Annotated in this window: 10 protein-coding genes and 2 pseudogenes; 8 read left to right on the top strand and 4 right to left on the bottom strand. The window is 42.1% G+C overall.

What is annotated here, in order from left to right; genetic code table 11:
• Window positions 1-86 precede the first annotated feature (86 nt).
• The 6 genes from leuS (at window position 87) to G8D99_RS02415 (ending at window position 9,391) form a co-directional block, all read left to right on the top strand.
• The gene (leuS, locus tag G8D99_RS02440; protein WP_166322260.1) at window positions 87-2,708 is read left to right on the top strand and encodes a leucine--tRNA ligase; all 2,622 of its coding nucleotides are present in this window, start codon (window positions 87-89) and stop codon (window positions 2,706-2,708) included.
• 250 nt (window positions 2,709-2,958) lie between these two features.
• Window positions 2,959-3,519, top strand: a complete 561-nt coding sequence (locus G8D99_RS02435; RefSeq protein ID WP_166322258.1) for an LPS-assembly lipoprotein LptE — start codon at window positions 2,959-2,961, stop codon at window positions 3,517-3,519.
• Between the two features lie 6 nt (window positions 3,520-3,525).
• The gene (holA, locus tag G8D99_RS02430) at window positions 3,526-4,515 is read left to right on the top strand and encodes a DNA polymerase III subunit delta (RefSeq protein WP_166322256.1); all 990 of its coding nucleotides are present in this window, start codon (window positions 3,526-3,528) and stop codon (window positions 4,513-4,515) included.
• A 130-nt stretch (window positions 4,516-4,645) separates the two neighbouring features.
• Window positions 4,646-5,995 (top strand): MacA family efflux pump subunit, encoded by a 1,350-nt coding sequence (locus G8D99_RS02425; RefSeq protein ID WP_166322254.1) that lies wholly within the window; start codon window positions 4,646-4,648, stop codon window positions 5,993-5,995.
• 2 nt (window positions 5,996-5,997) lie between these two features.
• Complete coding sequence (locus tag G8D99_RS02420; protein ID WP_166322252.1) at window positions 5,998-7,977, top strand: MacB family efflux pump subunit; 1,980 nt, start codon at window positions 5,998-6,000, stop codon at window positions 7,975-7,977.
• A gap of 10 nt (window positions 7,978-7,987) precedes the next feature.
• Entirely contained in the window at window positions 7,988-9,391 is a 1,404-nt protein-coding gene (locus tag G8D99_RS02415; protein ID WP_166327467.1) for an efflux transporter outer membrane subunit, read from the top strand.
• Window positions 9,392-9,423: 32 nt separating this feature from the next.
• On the opposite strand, the pseudogene G8D99_RS02410 reads toward G8D99_RS02415, so the two are convergent.
• Window positions 9,424-10,276 (bottom strand): annotated as a pseudogene (locus tag G8D99_RS02410) (putative type VI secretion system effector).
• A gap of 177 nt (window positions 10,277-10,453) precedes the next feature.
• On the opposite strand from G8D99_RS02410, the gene G8D99_RS02405 reads away from it, so the two are divergent.
• Both G8D99_RS02405 and G8D99_RS02400 read left to right on the top strand, forming a co-directional pair.
• Window positions 10,454-10,735, top strand: a complete 282-nt coding sequence (locus tag G8D99_RS02405) for an IS1 family transposase (protein ID WP_166322250.1) — start codon at window positions 10,454-10,456, stop codon at window positions 10,733-10,735.
• A complete protein-coding gene (locus tag G8D99_RS02400; protein ID WP_166327440.1) occupies window positions 10,728-11,192 on the top strand; it encodes an IS1 family transposase in 465 nt (154 codons plus the stop codon). The genes G8D99_RS02405 and G8D99_RS02400 overlap by 8 nt, the downstream gene beginning before the upstream one ends.
• 66 nt (window positions 11,193-11,258) lie before the next feature.
• Here the strand turns inward: G8D99_RS02400 and G8D99_RS02395 are convergent, their stop codons facing one another.
• The 3 genes and pseudogenes from G8D99_RS02395 to G8D99_RS02385 form a co-directional block, all read right to left on the bottom strand.
• Window positions 11,259-11,756, bottom strand: coding sequence for a tetratricopeptide repeat protein (locus G8D99_RS02395; protein ID WP_166322248.1), 498 nt, complete (start codon window positions 11,754-11,756; stop codon window positions 11,259-11,261).
• A gap of 549 nt (window positions 11,757-12,305) precedes the next feature.
• Window positions 12,306-13,333 (bottom strand): annotated as a pseudogene (locus G8D99_RS15610) (RHS repeat domain-containing protein); the annotation flags it as partial.
• Between the two features lie 25 nt (window positions 13,334-13,358).
• Window positions 13,359-13,625 (bottom strand): hypothetical protein, encoded by a 267-nt coding sequence (locus G8D99_RS02385; protein ID WP_166322246.1) that lies wholly within the window; start codon window positions 13,623-13,625, stop codon window positions 13,359-13,361.
• Window positions 13,626-14,249: the final 624 nt, after the last annotated feature.

Raw genomic sequence — 14,249 nt, 5'->3', positions numbered from 1 at the left:
TGAATCCAAAGCGCAAAATTCACTTTTAGGTGTATTTTGCGCTATGCTGTGCAACAAACTTTTAACCGTTGTTCTTAATTACGTTTATGACTACTCACATTGACTCAGAATACCAAGCCAGTGCGATTGAACCTGCTGTCCAACAAGACTGGGAATCTCGCAAAGCCTTTAAAGTTGCCGACACTGTAGAAGGTCCGCGTCGTTATATCCTTTCGATGTTCCCTTACCCAAGTGGCAAACTGCATATGGGTCATGTGCGTAACTATACGATTGGTGACGTGATCAGTCGTTTCCACCGCCTCAAAGGTGAAACCGTGCTGCAGCCGATGGGTTGGGATGCCTTTGGTCTACCTGCTGAAAATGCAGCGATTGCACACCAAGTTGCACCTGCGAAATGGACCTTTGAAAACATCGCTTATATGCGTGACCAATTGAAAAAATTGGGCTTGTCGGTTGACTGGGATCGTGAATTTGCAACCTGTACTCCTGAGTACTACCACTGGGAACAATGGTTATTTGTACAGCTTTATAAAAAAGGTCTGATTTACCGTAAATTGTCTACGGTGAACTGGGACCCTGTCGATCAAACCGTACTTGCCAATGAGCAAGTTGAAAATGGTCGTGGTTGGCGTTCAGGTGCATTGGTTGAAAAACGTGATATTCCAATGTACTACTTCCGCATTACCGACTACGCACAAGAACTCTTAGACGATCTTGATTCATTGAAAGACGGCTGGCCTCAACAAGTGTTGACCATGCAACGTAACTGGATCGGTCGTTCTCAAGGCATGGAAATCACTTTCCCTTCTGCGAGCCCTGACGTATATGCAGACGACTTAACCGTATATACCACGCGTGGTGACACCTTAATGGGTGTGACTTATGTTGCGGTTGCTGCTGAACATCCTATGGCGCTGAAAGCGGCAGAAACAAACCCTGAATTGGCGGCATTTATTGAAGAATGTCGTATGGGTTCTGTGGCAGAAGCAGATCTTGCGACTGCTGAGAAGAAAGGCATGGCAACAGGTCTTTCTGTGAAGCACCCTGTCACAGGTGAAGCAGTTCCTGTTTGGATCGCAAACTATGTACTGATGTCGTATGGTTCAGGCGCTGTCATGGCGGTTCCTGCGCACGATGAACGTGATTTCGAATTTGCCAACAAATACGGTCTGACCATTAAACAAGTCATCGATGCCAAAGGCGCAGATGATGCTGAGTTTAACTCTACGACATGGCAAGAGTGGTACGGCTCGAAAGAAGGTAAACTGGTTAATTCAGGTGAGTTTGACGGTCTAGGCTTCCAAGCTGCATTTGATGCATTTATTGCGAAACTAGAACCACAGAAACTTGCAAACACGAAAGTTCAGTTCCGTTTACGTGACTGGGGCGTGTCTCGTCAGCGTTATTGGGGTTGCCCAATTCCAATGATCAACTGTGAAAGCTGTGGTCAGGTGCCTGTACCTGAAGAACAACTTCCAGTCATTTTACCAACGGATGTGGTTCCAGATGGTTCAGGTAATCCACTCAACAAAATGCCTGAATTCTATGAAACCAAATGTCCTTGCTGTGGTGGCGACGCACGTCGTGAAACAGACACACTCGACACCTTCGTAGAATCATCTTGGTACTATGCACGCTATGCATCGCCTGACTTTACAGGTGGCATGGTTAAACCTGAAGCTGCGCAATCTTGGTTGCCTGTAAATCAATATATTGGTGGTGTCGAACACGCGATTCTGCATTTGCTTTATGCACGTTTCTTCCACAAATTGATGCGTGATGAAGGTGTGGTACAAGGCAACGAACCATTCACGAACTTGTTAACGCAAGGCATGGTGTTGGCAGATACCTTCTACCGTGAAGCGGAGTCAGGCAAGAAAACCTGGTTTAACCCTGCGGATATTGAACTGGAAAAAGACGAAAAAGGTCGTATTATTTCAGCGAAGTACACAGGTGACGGTCAAGAAGTGACGGTTGGTGGTCAAGAGAAAATGTCGAAATCGAAAAATAACGGTATCGACCCGCAAGCCATTATTGATCAATATGGTGCCGATACGGCACGTGTGTTCATGATGTTTGCTGCCCCACCAGATCAATCACTTGAATGGTCAGATGCAGGCGTTGAAGGTGCAAACCGCTTCTTAAAACGTGTATGGCGTTTGGCAACTGGTTTCCTTGAAAAAGGCAATGCGGCGGCAACGATGGATAAAGCAAACTTGTCTAAAGATGCGCAAGACTTACGTCGTAAAACGCATGAGACCATCCAAAAAGTGGGTGATGACCTTGAGCGTCGTCATGCATTCAATACTGCCATTGCAGCGTTGATGGAACTTCTAAACGCAAGCAACAAGTTTGAAGCGAAAGATGATAACGATGTGGCGGTTGCGCGTGAAGCGATTACTACGTTATTAACTTTACTTGCACCATTTGCACCGCATTTAAGTCAAACCTTATTGACTGAGTTTGGGATTGAGCTCACTGAAGCGTTATTCCCTGTTGTGGATGAGTCTGCGCTGACTCGTAATACGCAAACGATTGTGGTTCAAGTCAACGGTAAACTTCGTGGTAAGTTAGAAGTGGCTGTTGATGCAGCGAAAGACGACATCTTAGCGCAAGCCAAAGCATTACCTGAAGTACAACAGTTCTTGACCGGTCCAACCAAGAAAGAAATTGTGGTACCGAATAAGTTAGTAAACTTGGTGGTTTAATCCTTTTATTCCCTCTCCTTTTATGAGATGAGAAACGCTGTTTCACAAGGGGAGAGGTCAATTGTAAAAATAGCCTCATCCTCTTGCGGAATATATTCCTCATCCCAGAGGGAGAAGGAACTTTATAAAGGATTTCACAATTCCCAGACAAAGCCCGTTGTCTCACAGCGGGTTTTGCCATTAAAATGCCCTAATACTATGGGCAATCCCTACCCTACCCATTTATGGGAATATTGACAGAGGACAGATCATGCACCTAGCGCAACGTTTAGCAGCAGTTGTTTTAACTTTAGGCTTAAGTGCAGGCTTGGCTGGCTGTGATTTTCACCTAAAAGGAACCAATACTTCAGCAACACCATTGGTTTACGATAAAATTCAATTGGTCGTGCCACGTGAAGCTGAAAATTTAGAACGGATTTTAAGTACCCATCTTTCGTCAACTGGCGTGCAACTCAGCAACTCGAATGATGCGTATGTGCTCCGAATTTTAGACTACAAACCAGTACGTCAAGAGCTTCGTGGCACTTTAATTGAAGTGATTTTACGCTTGAGCGTGACTTTCCAAATTGAAGACCGTGAAGGCAACCCCATCACTCAACCACGTACTTTGACTGGTACACGTAGCTACCAATACAACATTGCGACAGTCAACTCAGACGATCAGCAATATGTGTATTTAAGCAAAATTTTGATTGATGATGTTGCACAGCAAATTTCACGTCAAATTGCGGCGAATCGTCTACCGAAAGCGCAAGTGAATACCCAAGCGCCAACGCAAAACAATTCATCTGTGACCTTAAGAAATCCATAATCTGTAATGAAAATTGACTATCTCCAAGCGCTCAAGCGCATTGATGAAGCTCGTGGCGCTTGGATTTTGCATGGTCAAGAACCCTTACTTGAACAAAACTTGGTGGATGCGTTCCGCCAAAGTTGGACCAAGCAAGACATCGAACGACAACGCTTTGATATTAACAATGTCAGCGAATGGAAAAACGTCTTCAATGCCTTAAATAGCCTGTCACTTTTCTCGCAAAATCTTGCGATTGAAGTGCATGGCAACATCAAACCCGATGCCAATAGCCTGAAATTGCTGAAAAGCTACATTCAGCACAATGAACATAATCTACTTGTGATCATTATGCCGAAACAGGACAGCAGCAGCTTAAAATCTGCCTTTTTTCAAACGGTAGAAGCCAATGGTGTTGTGGTTTCCCTCACTGCGAATTATCCAAAAGAGCGTCAGCAAATTTTAGCGGTTGAAGCCCAAAAGTTGGGCATTCAACTTGAGCAAGATGCATGGGTTTGGCTCGAACAACACCATGAACACAATCTGCTGGCGGCTAAAAATAGCCTGATGCGAGTTGCAGATACTTTCCCCAATGAATCCACGATTCAAATTTCACATTTGCTGGAATGCTTACAGGATCAATCCCGCTACAGCACTTTTGACTTAAGCGATGCGATGCTCAGCGGTAATCTCAGTCAGGCGATTAAGACTTTTCAATACTTGATCGCTTCAGGCGAGCCTTATAGTTTGATCTTGTGGACCATCAGCAAAGAAATGCGTTTATTGATGCAGTTGTTTGAACAACCGCAAAATGCCTTGCAATTGGGTATTTGGAAGACCAAAGTTAATCTGTATCAACAAGCTTTAAGGCGTTTAAATCCACAGCATTTTTTAACTTGGCCCCAGTTATTGCTACGCATCGATGCTGCAATTAAAGGCAAGAGCCAAGAAAATCCCGAACATTTGATTCAACAGTGTATTGCTGAATTATGTGGACGTCGCTTATTTGGCACCTGATTTTGCGTAAAAGACTGAACGATTAAAATAAAGAATAGCGAACATGATCAGAATCTTAAAAAAATTCACGCTTTATCCTCATTTCCTCTCTATAATTTGATCAATTCTCTACTATTTTTTATAAACGCATATGCCAAAAATAAAACCGATGAAATTGATCATTGCCGTGGTCATTGCGATTGCGGTTGCTTTCGCAGCTTGGTATTTCTTCAAACCAAAGCAAGAAAAAGTTGAATATATTACGGCTGAAGTCAGCAAAGGTGATATTGAAAATTCAGTCTTGGCAACAGGTGTTCTTGAAGCCACCAAAATGGTGAGTGTCGGTGCACAGGTGTCTGGTCAGGTGAAAAGAATGTATGTGAAATTGGGTGATCAAGTGAAACAAGGTCAACTGATTGCACAAATTGACTCGATTCGTCAGGACAATGAAGTTAAAAATTCTGAAGCGAGTATTAAAAATCAACAAGCTCAATTGGCAGTCAAAAAAGCCAATTTAGCCAAAGTTGAAGCTGAATATAACCGTCAAAAAAATATGTATGCTCAAGATGCAACCTCATTGGCAGAACTTCAAAGTGCTTTAGCGAGCTATAAAACAGCACAAGCGGATATTGATGCGATCAACGCGCAAATCGAACAGTCTCGCTTAACCTTATCGACTGCAAAAGAGAACTTGGGTTATACCCAAATCTTGGCACCAATGGACGGCACCATTGTGGCAATTGTGACTGAAGAAGGTCAAACCGTAAACGCCAACCAAAGTGCGCCAACCATTGTAAAAATGGCCCAACTCAACAACATGACCATCAAAGCTGAGATTTCAGAAGCCGATGTGATGAAAGTGCAAGAAGGTCAATCGGTTTACTTCACCACTTTGGGTAACACTGAAAAGAAATTGTATGCGACTTTGCGTCAAGTCGAGCCTGCGCCAAATTCAATCAATACAGAATCGAACAACAACTCAACCTCTTCAACCAGCTCTGCGGTGTACTATAACGCCTTGTTCGATGTACCGAATGAAGATGGCAAACTACGCATTGATATGACTGCTCAGGTCTATATCATTTTGGATCAAGCCAAAAATGTCCTCACGATTCCAGCGTCTGCCATTCAAGCATCAAACCGCCCTGCACGTAAAAAAGCTGAAAATGCCGATGCAGGCGCAGTCCCAAGTGCTCCACGTAGCGATGAAGCTAAAAAACGTAACCAAGCGGATCGTCCAAAACGTTTAGAACTGACTGCGGATGAAAAAGCCTTGATTGAGCAAGGTAAAGCCAGCATGGCCATGGTGCGTGTATTACAAGCGGATGGTACTGCAAAGCCACAACCTGTACTGATTGGCCTAAATAACCGTGTCACTGCACAAGTCATTAAAGGTTTGAAACAAGGTGATCAAGTGGTGATTGCCGATGGTTCAGACACCAGCAACAATTCAGCAAAACGTAGTGGCGGTGGTCGTGGTGCTGGTCCAATGAGAATGTAATCATGAGTCAAAATCAACAACCTCTCCTCGAGGTCAAGAATCTGACTCGTGAATTCCCCGCGGGGGAAACCACAGTACAGATTCTCAAAGGGGTCAACCTCGAAATCTATCCGGGTGAATTGGTTGCGATTGTGGGTCAATCCGGTTCGGGTAAATCGACCCTAATGAACATCTTAGGGTGTTTAGATAAACCCACCACAGGTAGCTATAAAGTCAAAGGTCGCGAGACCCGAGAACTTGAGGCCGATGAACTGGCACAATTACGCCGTGAATACTTTGGTTTTATTTTCCAGCGTTATCATTTACTCGGGGATTTAAACGCCGCGGGTAACGTTGAAGTCCCTGCCATTTATGCAGGGGTGGATGCGGAAGCACGACAAAAGCGTTCAACTGAACTGTTGACCGAATTGGGACTAGGTGAAAAAACCCAAAACCGTCCAAGTCAGTTGTCAGGCGGTCAGCAGCAACGTGTCTCGATTGCGCGTGCCTTGATGAATGGGGGTGACGTGATTTTGGCCGATGAACCGACCGGTGCATTGGACAAGAACAGTGGTATTGAAGTGATGCGTATTTTACGTGAACTGAATGCCAAAGGTCATACCATTATCTTGGTTACGCATGATCTCAATGTGGCAAAAAATGCTACACGTATTATTGAGATCAGTGACGGGAACATTATTTCTGATAAAGCCAATGTCCCTGTCACTGAAGACGCACCGCTCGAAAAGCAAGTGTTGCAATCGAATGAACAGAAGAAAACGCCCTCTTGGCGTTCGGCAGTCGATCGTTTAAGTGAAGCCTTCCGCATGGCGATTCTAGCCATGAATGCGCATCGGATGCGAACCTTCCTGACCATGCTCGGGATTATCATCGGGATTGCCTCGGTGGTGTCGGTTGTGGCGCTGGGGAATGGTTCACAGAAACAGATTTTAGAAAACATCAGTAGTTTGGGGACCAACACCATTACCGTATATTCCGGTAAAGGCTTTGGTGATAACTCCCGAACCGCACAGGTCAAAACTTTGGTGCCTGCCGATGGTGATGCCCTCGCTGAACAGCCCTATGTGGATGGCGTTAGTCCATCGGTGACCTCAAGTGTCACAGCACGTTTTAAAGAGACAGAAGCCTCCGCAACTGTGAATGGCGTCAGCGAAGACTTCTTCTATGTCAAAGGAATGACCTTTCAATCGGGTCAACCTTTTGATAAAAGCAGTGTGACTCAGCAAGCCCAAGATGTGGTGATTGATGCCAACACCAAAAATACCTTCTTTGCCGATGGTACTGATCCTGTCGGGCAAGTGATTCTTTTGGGGAGTGTGCCAAGCCGAATCATTGGCGTGATTGATGCACAGAAAAGCATGATGGGCAATGCCGATAGCTTAAATGTGTATTTACCCTATTCAACCGTATTGAGTCGGATGCTCGGGCAGTCGCATGTGCGTAACATCATTGTGCGCATTAAAGACGAATACCCAAGTGCTGCGGCGGAAAATGCCATTTTAAGTTTATTGGTACAACGTCATGGTGCTCAAGATGTCTTCACCCAAAATGCAGACAGTATTCGAGAAACCATTCAACAGACGACGCAAACCATGACCTTATTAATCTCTGCCATTGCCGTGATTTCATTGGTGGTCGGTGGTATTGGGGTCATGAATATTATGCTGGTGTCGGTGACTGAGCGTACACAAGAAATTGGGGTACGTATGGCGGTGGGTGCACGTCAAAGTGACATTTTGCAACAGTTCCTGATTGAAGCTGTTTTGGTGTGTATCTTGGGCGGTATTTTGGGTGTGTTGTTGTCTCTCGGTATTGGTCAATTGATTGGTCACTTTGCTGGAGACACTTTCCAAATGGCCTACTCAACCACCTCGATTGTGGCAGCCTTCGTCTGCTCAAGTTTGATTGGTATTGTGTTCGGATTTATTCCTGCACGTAATGCAGCACAACTTGATCCTGTTGATGCACTGTCTCGAGAATAAGGAAATGATGATGCAAACAAAGATAAGCAAATTACTGGCTACACTGATTTTAACGGGATCGATGGTCGGCTGTGCAGCACTGGTGAAAACGCCTTATGAAGCACCTGCGGTCGATATTCCCAACAGTTTTCAGAACAGTAAAAACTTGAGCAAACAAGTCCATGCCGATGTCTACGCAGATCAATGGTGGACCTTGTTTGGCGATGCTCAACTGAATGCCTTGGTTGATCAAGTCTTGGCGAAAAATACCGATTTAGCTGTTGCCGGGATTAACTTACAAACCGCCCGACTACAAGCGGATTTAAGAGCCAATCAACAAGGTCCACGTGTCAGTTCAAGTGTCTCTACCGGTCATAACTTTGATTTAAACTCAGGAGATGACTCTGCACGAGGACTCTCCTTAAGCGGTGGTGTAAGTTATGAGATGGACTTGTTTGGTAAACTCGCTCGTCAAACTGAAGCTTCTCGTTGGGAAGCGCTTGCCACTGAACAAGATCTGCAAGCCACTGCACAAAGTTTAATTGCCACCACAGCACAACTGTATTGGCAATTGGGTTATTTAAATGAACGCTATAGTGTGGCACAACAAAACTTAGCCAGCACGCAAAAGACCTATGATTTAGTCAAAGTACAATACCGCAATGGTGCAGTATCAGGGATTGAACTCACTTCCGCAGAACAATCGGTTCAAAGTCAGTTGTCGACCTTAAGCCAGATTGCTCAGCAAAAGGTGGAGACACGTACAGCGCTTGCTGTGCTATTACAACAGCCTGTACAACAACTCAGTATTGCAGAGCCACAGCGCTTACCGCAAATTGCATTGCCTGAAGTGGCTGCGGGTTTACCTGCCGATTTGTTGTCTCGTCGTCCTGATTTAAAAGCGGCTGAACTGCGTTTACGTAAGGCACTTGCGACTAAGGATGCGACCAAAGCCAGTTACTACCCTTCCATCAGTTTGACCAGTAGCTTAGGTGCATCAAGCACTTCACTTACTGCTTTGATTCAAAACCCGACTTTGGCACTAGGTGCAAACTTAAGCCTACCTTTCTTGCAATATAACGATATGAAGAAGGATATTGCGATCAGTAAGTTGGATTATGAAAAAGCCATTATGCAATATCGTCAGACTTTGTATGATGCCTTTGCTGATGTGGAAAATGCCCTATCAGCACGTACCGAATTAAATAAGCAAGTGGCATTGCAGGAGCGTAATGTTCAACTGGCTGAAAAGACGGAACGTTTAACTGAAGTGCGTTATAAGAATGGTGCGGTGGCGTTAAAGAACTTAATCGACTATCAAAAAACCACACGTGATGCGCGTGTCAGTTTGGTGCAAACCAAACAAAGCCAATACAATGCTTATGTGACGTTGATGCAAGCTTTGGGTGGTAGTCCGATTAAAGAGTTGCCTTAAATCTATATTTAAAAAAGCCCTGCGGGGCTTTTTTATTTACCATATTTTTCTTCATCATATTGTTTCGCTAAATCAATCCGATAGGTATAGTCTTTCCAACGCTCATCTTCTTCTTTGTTTTCTTTATCTTGCCAAGCTAAATCTGTTAAAGCATATTTTTGGAAATCCATACGACTGGGTTTATTAAATCCTAATTTTTTTAAGATTGCTTCAAATTCGATACTTTGACCGTCAAAGCTTGCTCCAATACGCCAACCAACGAGCAAAGAAGCAACTAAGCAACTAAGCAACTAAGCAACTAAGCAACTAAGCAACTAAGCAACTAAGCAACGAATAAAACACTGGTGGATATAAAAGAATACTTAATGCATCACCATCAAAAATTGCAAATAAACAAAAAGTCATTACACCAAGAAAACCAAAAAACAGCCCTCCTTTCATTCCAAAAATTCTATATCGCAGTCTTCCTTTAACCACTTCTTGAGCTGTCCATATATAACTTTTCTTTTGATCAATGATTGCAGCAGCACGTGCATATTTCTCATTATCAGGTTCTGCTATGACTTTAACGGTATCACCTTTTTGAAACACTACCACTGGAAAACAACCTGTAAAGTAATGTTTTAATCCTTCTTGATCTGTAACCTCTAATGCAAAATCACTCACCTCTATCCCTTTATCACTGGCTGCAAAACTTGCCAAAGCTGCGTTGCCAATTTGCCCTACAAGTGCAGAACCTACAGCAATGGCACCTGTTGTATTATGATTATTAGTATTTAAGTTTTGTAGGGTTTCACTGGTGAGTAAGTCAGTGACTTCCCCCTCTACAATGAAAAGTCTTTTCGACAACTTTTCAATGATTTGATCTGTTTGTTTTAAACTCATTTTTTCTCATGTGCTTTTTTTGATAAGTCTAAATGATATGTATATTATTCCAAACGCTCTGGGTATTCATATTTTTTTCTATTTATTACACATATTGAAAAATTATTGGTAGTGTACAAAAACAACGTGTTTTAATTTAGAATAGACGTGAAAATGTCTGAGCAATAAACCTTTAACATGATCATAGAAAAGACAACTTATGTCTGCACCCGTTGCCAATCACCCAATATCCATAAGAATGGTCACAACAAAAGTGGAAATGCACAGTTCAGATGTAAAGATTGTGGGCGCTCTAGTGTACTCAAACCCAAAATTAAATATACCGAAGAACAGAAAGAACTCATTATCAGTACCTATCTTGAACGAGGCAGTTTGAGAGGCATGCAGCGTCTATTCGGTGTTGCACCTGAAACACTGATGGCCTGGATAAAAAAAAGTAAACAGCAGGAAACTGAGTGACGAATTACTTGATGCTCATCCAACAGATGTCCTTGAGCTTGATGAGTTATGGAGTTTCGTAAAAGCCCGTCGCCATAAGGTTTGGACTTGGATTGCTCCCTGCCATCGTACACGCCAAATAGTGGCTTATGTGTGTGGTCAGCGTAATGATAAAACGTGTACAGATTTACGTTGCCGTATTCCCACAAGCTACTTTAATTTAGCAACCTGTAGTGATTATTGGTCAAGTTATGCTGAGGTATTTGATCCTGATACTCATCGCTCTGTAGGTAAACATACAGGTTTAACCAACCATGTTGAGCGTTTCAATGCCACATTAAGAAATCGCTTAGGGCGTTTTACACGGAAAACTTTAAGCTTTTCGAAGAAGAAAGAAAATCATGAAGCTGTCTTGCATCTATTTTTATTAAAATACAATCAAGACATGAAAGATAGGTGGTTAACACGTCACATTTAGACACTACCAAATTATTTATGCAACAAATCTACTTAAAGCTGAGTAAACGATGATTGTCAAAGAAGTCTATTCACTACTTATTTTATTTAAATACATTATTGCGATTTCATCACCTTTATCTGCTGCTAAGCTAAACCACTTCTTCGCTTTATCTTTATCTTTTTTCAAGCCATTTGATCCAGAATAATATGCCATGCCTAAATTTACTTGTGCATTAATATAACCACTTAATGCTGATTTTTCTGCCCAATAAAAGAATTTCTCGTCATTTTTTTCTAATATTTCTCCAAATGCATATTCACCAGCAAGACTATCTTGTGCTATAGGATCACCTGCTTTAGCAGCTTTGATTAAATATTCCAAATAAAGGCTATTATTATCTTGTTTTTTATATTCTTGAGCAATTATATAATTTTGAGTCGGGATTAACTCACTATATTTTTCTTTATTTTTAAAATCTTTATTATTTCCATTAGAACTAATATCTAAACCATTTAAAATTTTAGATTCATTTGAACAAGCATGTAAAAAAAATAATAAACTTATTAACATTAATTGCTTCATTTTATTTTTCCAAATCTATGTAAAAAGTTATAATCCATTAAACCATTGAGATGAAGGTGGTATGTTTATCGGGTCTGGTTTAGGATATTTCTTAGACTCTTCAGTCCTTTTCTTTATTTCACTCTTACAAGCCTCATCACACTTATAATCAACACAACTTTCGACTCTTCGATTAGTAACTCTAGCTTCTCCTCCTGTAACACCTATAGCACCAGCATACCCCCTAGTTATCCAACTATACCAACCAACAGACTTTGCTTTGCCTATTTGTGTCGTCCCAATTGAAATACCTTTAACTACACTAACGGCTATGCCTCTATCAACCCAATCGCCATTAAATACTTCTGGGTCAATATGTTGAAGACCGTCTTCAAATGTTACAGATCCCATTCCAAATGCACCAACTGAAAGTCCCTTAGATAGCCCTATACCACCCGAATAGATTTCTACTTTAACTTTTTTCCCTCCCTTACATTCACTTGTTAAAGTGAAATTACCTCCACTTGCCAAAGCTGCACTTACTTGATAAGCACTACCTGTCCATTGCACTAAACCTAAGGGATCAACATAGAGATTTGTATCTTTTACATAAGCTGAATTATTCAATCCACTTTGGAGCCCAATCGGATTCTTGCTGATATACCTTGCACTATGCGGCTCATAATATCTGTAACGGTTATAGTGCAGTCCTGTTTCCTCATCGTAATATTGGCCTTGGAAACGAATCTCGGTTTGCTCAAATGGATTGTCTGGGTCTTGTTGGCTGATCTCTTCTGCTCTGCCCCATGTGCTTTGTCGAATACTCCACACACATTCCCCTAACTCATTACTCAGACTCTGCGGTGTACCCACTTGATCACAGTGGTAAAAAGCGACACGTTCGAGTTCAGTGCGTTGTTTACGCGTTTCTGTTTTCCATACGGGATCTTTATAAATTGAATTCGGCTCAGTTTTAAATCGGCTGTAGTCTGGGGTGTCAATCAGTTTGATAAATTGGCTATAGCCTGCCTGTAGAGCTGGCACAAAGCTATTCGGTTCATAGATATAGTGCTTGGTATAGTCCTGTTTATTGTGGTTATCTTCTTGACTATTCTGAGCTTTATGCGCTGCTATGGTTTTAGACTCCCAAATCATCAGGTCACCATCCCAACCAAATAAAGTTAGGCTCTCTCTACCTTTGGCATCTTGGGATTTTTTATATAAGCGTCGGCCAAATACATCATAACCATAACGGGTAATGCGTCCATTGTGATCGCTTTGGATTAATCGATTGAGGTTGTCCCATGTGAGTTTTAAGCTCTTGTTGCCCTGTATGGTTTCAACCACATTGCCTTGTGCATCATAGCTATAGCGTTTGCCTTGATATTCTCTGATCAGATTGTCTTTGACTTGGCTGACTTGAGTGGCAATCGGTCAATCATATTCCCTGCGGGGTCAAAGCTAAAGCTTTCTATGTGCTGAGGACTTTGGCTTTTAATCAAGCGTACAATCGGGTCATAGTGGTAATTCATTTGTTCGAATCGACTGTCTTCGACTTGGGTGAGTAGGTAGTTCTTATCGACATAATATAGCCTATAAAAATGCAGTCTTTGGATGAATTGTTTAGCTTTTATTCGTTTCCAACCATTTGAAAAAATATTCAATAATAAAAAGAGCCAGAGTCACTAATAAGCCAATTCCTAGACTAACCATCGTAACAAAAACTAAATCAAATTTTTCATTTTCATCATATGACAGGTATATTCCATAAATAAATATTGCAATAGCTACTAATAATCCACGTATTAACAAAGTAATTATTGGGTGCTCTGATGCTCTATAGTTCGCTATAAAAACACCCATAATTATTTCAACTAATATTGTTAACATTATTTTTCCTTTTTAGCATCTTTTTTACTAGCAGCTGATTTTACTGCAATAGATCCAGTTTGGCCTATAACTTGCTCCTTAGCAAATATGCTAAAACCTGCAGCATTATTTTTTATAAATTTACCGAGATTATTAGAATTTTGTGCAATATTAACCCAACCGACTCTACCAAAATTAGCTGCTGCAGATGTAGCACTTCCCCATGCACCCGTAACAGCTCCTACTGTCGCAACGCCTCCAGTTTGATAAAGATTCACATCTTTTACACACTTACATTTCAATGCTTGGAAACCTGCATCTAGACCTCCAGAAACTGCACCACTTATTGCAGCCCCTTTACCAATCGTACCAGCTGTTAAACCAGCTCCCTCAAGTCTAGCTCCAGTTCCTAAATATGGAGTCACTTTGCTAATTACTGGAGAAACAACTCTACCAGCAGCAGGAGCAACTATAGCAATACTCTCTGCACCACCTGCTATAGCATAAGGACCATAACCTGCCACAGCAACGGCCCCTAAATTATTATTTCGCATAGCCCCTTGAGCCTGTAAAGCACGGGCTTGTTGAGGATTCTTAGCAAATGCAGACATGGTATTAGGTAATAATGCTCCCAATACACCCGTT

The sequence above is a fragment of the Acinetobacter lanii genome, from assembly GCF_011578285.1.
GTDB lineage: Bacteria > Pseudomonadota > Gammaproteobacteria > Pseudomonadales > Moraxellaceae > Acinetobacter > Acinetobacter lanii.
The sequence above is the reverse complement of the archived record's forward strand: the minus strand, read 5'-3'. Positions and strand labels throughout refer to the sequence as shown.

Excerpts from the sequence above, each read along its gene's own strand:
- G8D99_RS02415 (WP_166327467.1), top strand. The coding sequence starts at position 7,988 with ATGCAAACAAAGATAAGCAAATTACTGGCTACACTGATTTTAACGGGA.
- leuS (WP_166322260.1), top strand. The coding sequence starts at position 87 with ATGACTACTCACATTGACTCAGAATACCAAGCCAGTGCGATTGAACCT.
- G8D99_RS02420 (WP_166322252.1), top strand. The coding sequence starts at position 5,998 with ATGAGTCAAAATCAACAACCTCTCCTCGAGGTCAAGAATCTGACTCGT.
- G8D99_RS02425 (WP_166322254.1), top strand. The coding sequence starts at position 4,646 with ATGCCAAAAATAAAACCGATGAAATTGATCATTGCCGTGGTCATTGCG.
- G8D99_RS02395 (WP_166322248.1), bottom strand. The coding sequence starts at position 11,756 with ATGAAGCAATTAATGTTAATAAGTTTATTATTTTTTTTACATGCTTGT.
- G8D99_RS02405 (WP_166322250.1), top strand. The coding sequence starts at position 10,454 with ATGATCATAGAAAAGACAACTTATGTCTGCACCCGTTGCCAATCACCC.
- G8D99_RS02435 (WP_166322258.1), top strand. The coding sequence starts at position 2,959 with ATGCACCTAGCGCAACGTTTAGCAGCAGTTGTTTTAACTTTAGGCTTA.
- G8D99_RS02385 (WP_166322246.1), bottom strand. The coding sequence starts at position 13,625 with ATGTTAACAATATTAGTTGAAATAATTATGGGTGTTTTTATAGCGAAC.
- holA (WP_166322256.1), top strand. The coding sequence starts at position 3,526 with ATGAAAATTGACTATCTCCAAGCGCTCAAGCGCATTGATGAAGCTCGT.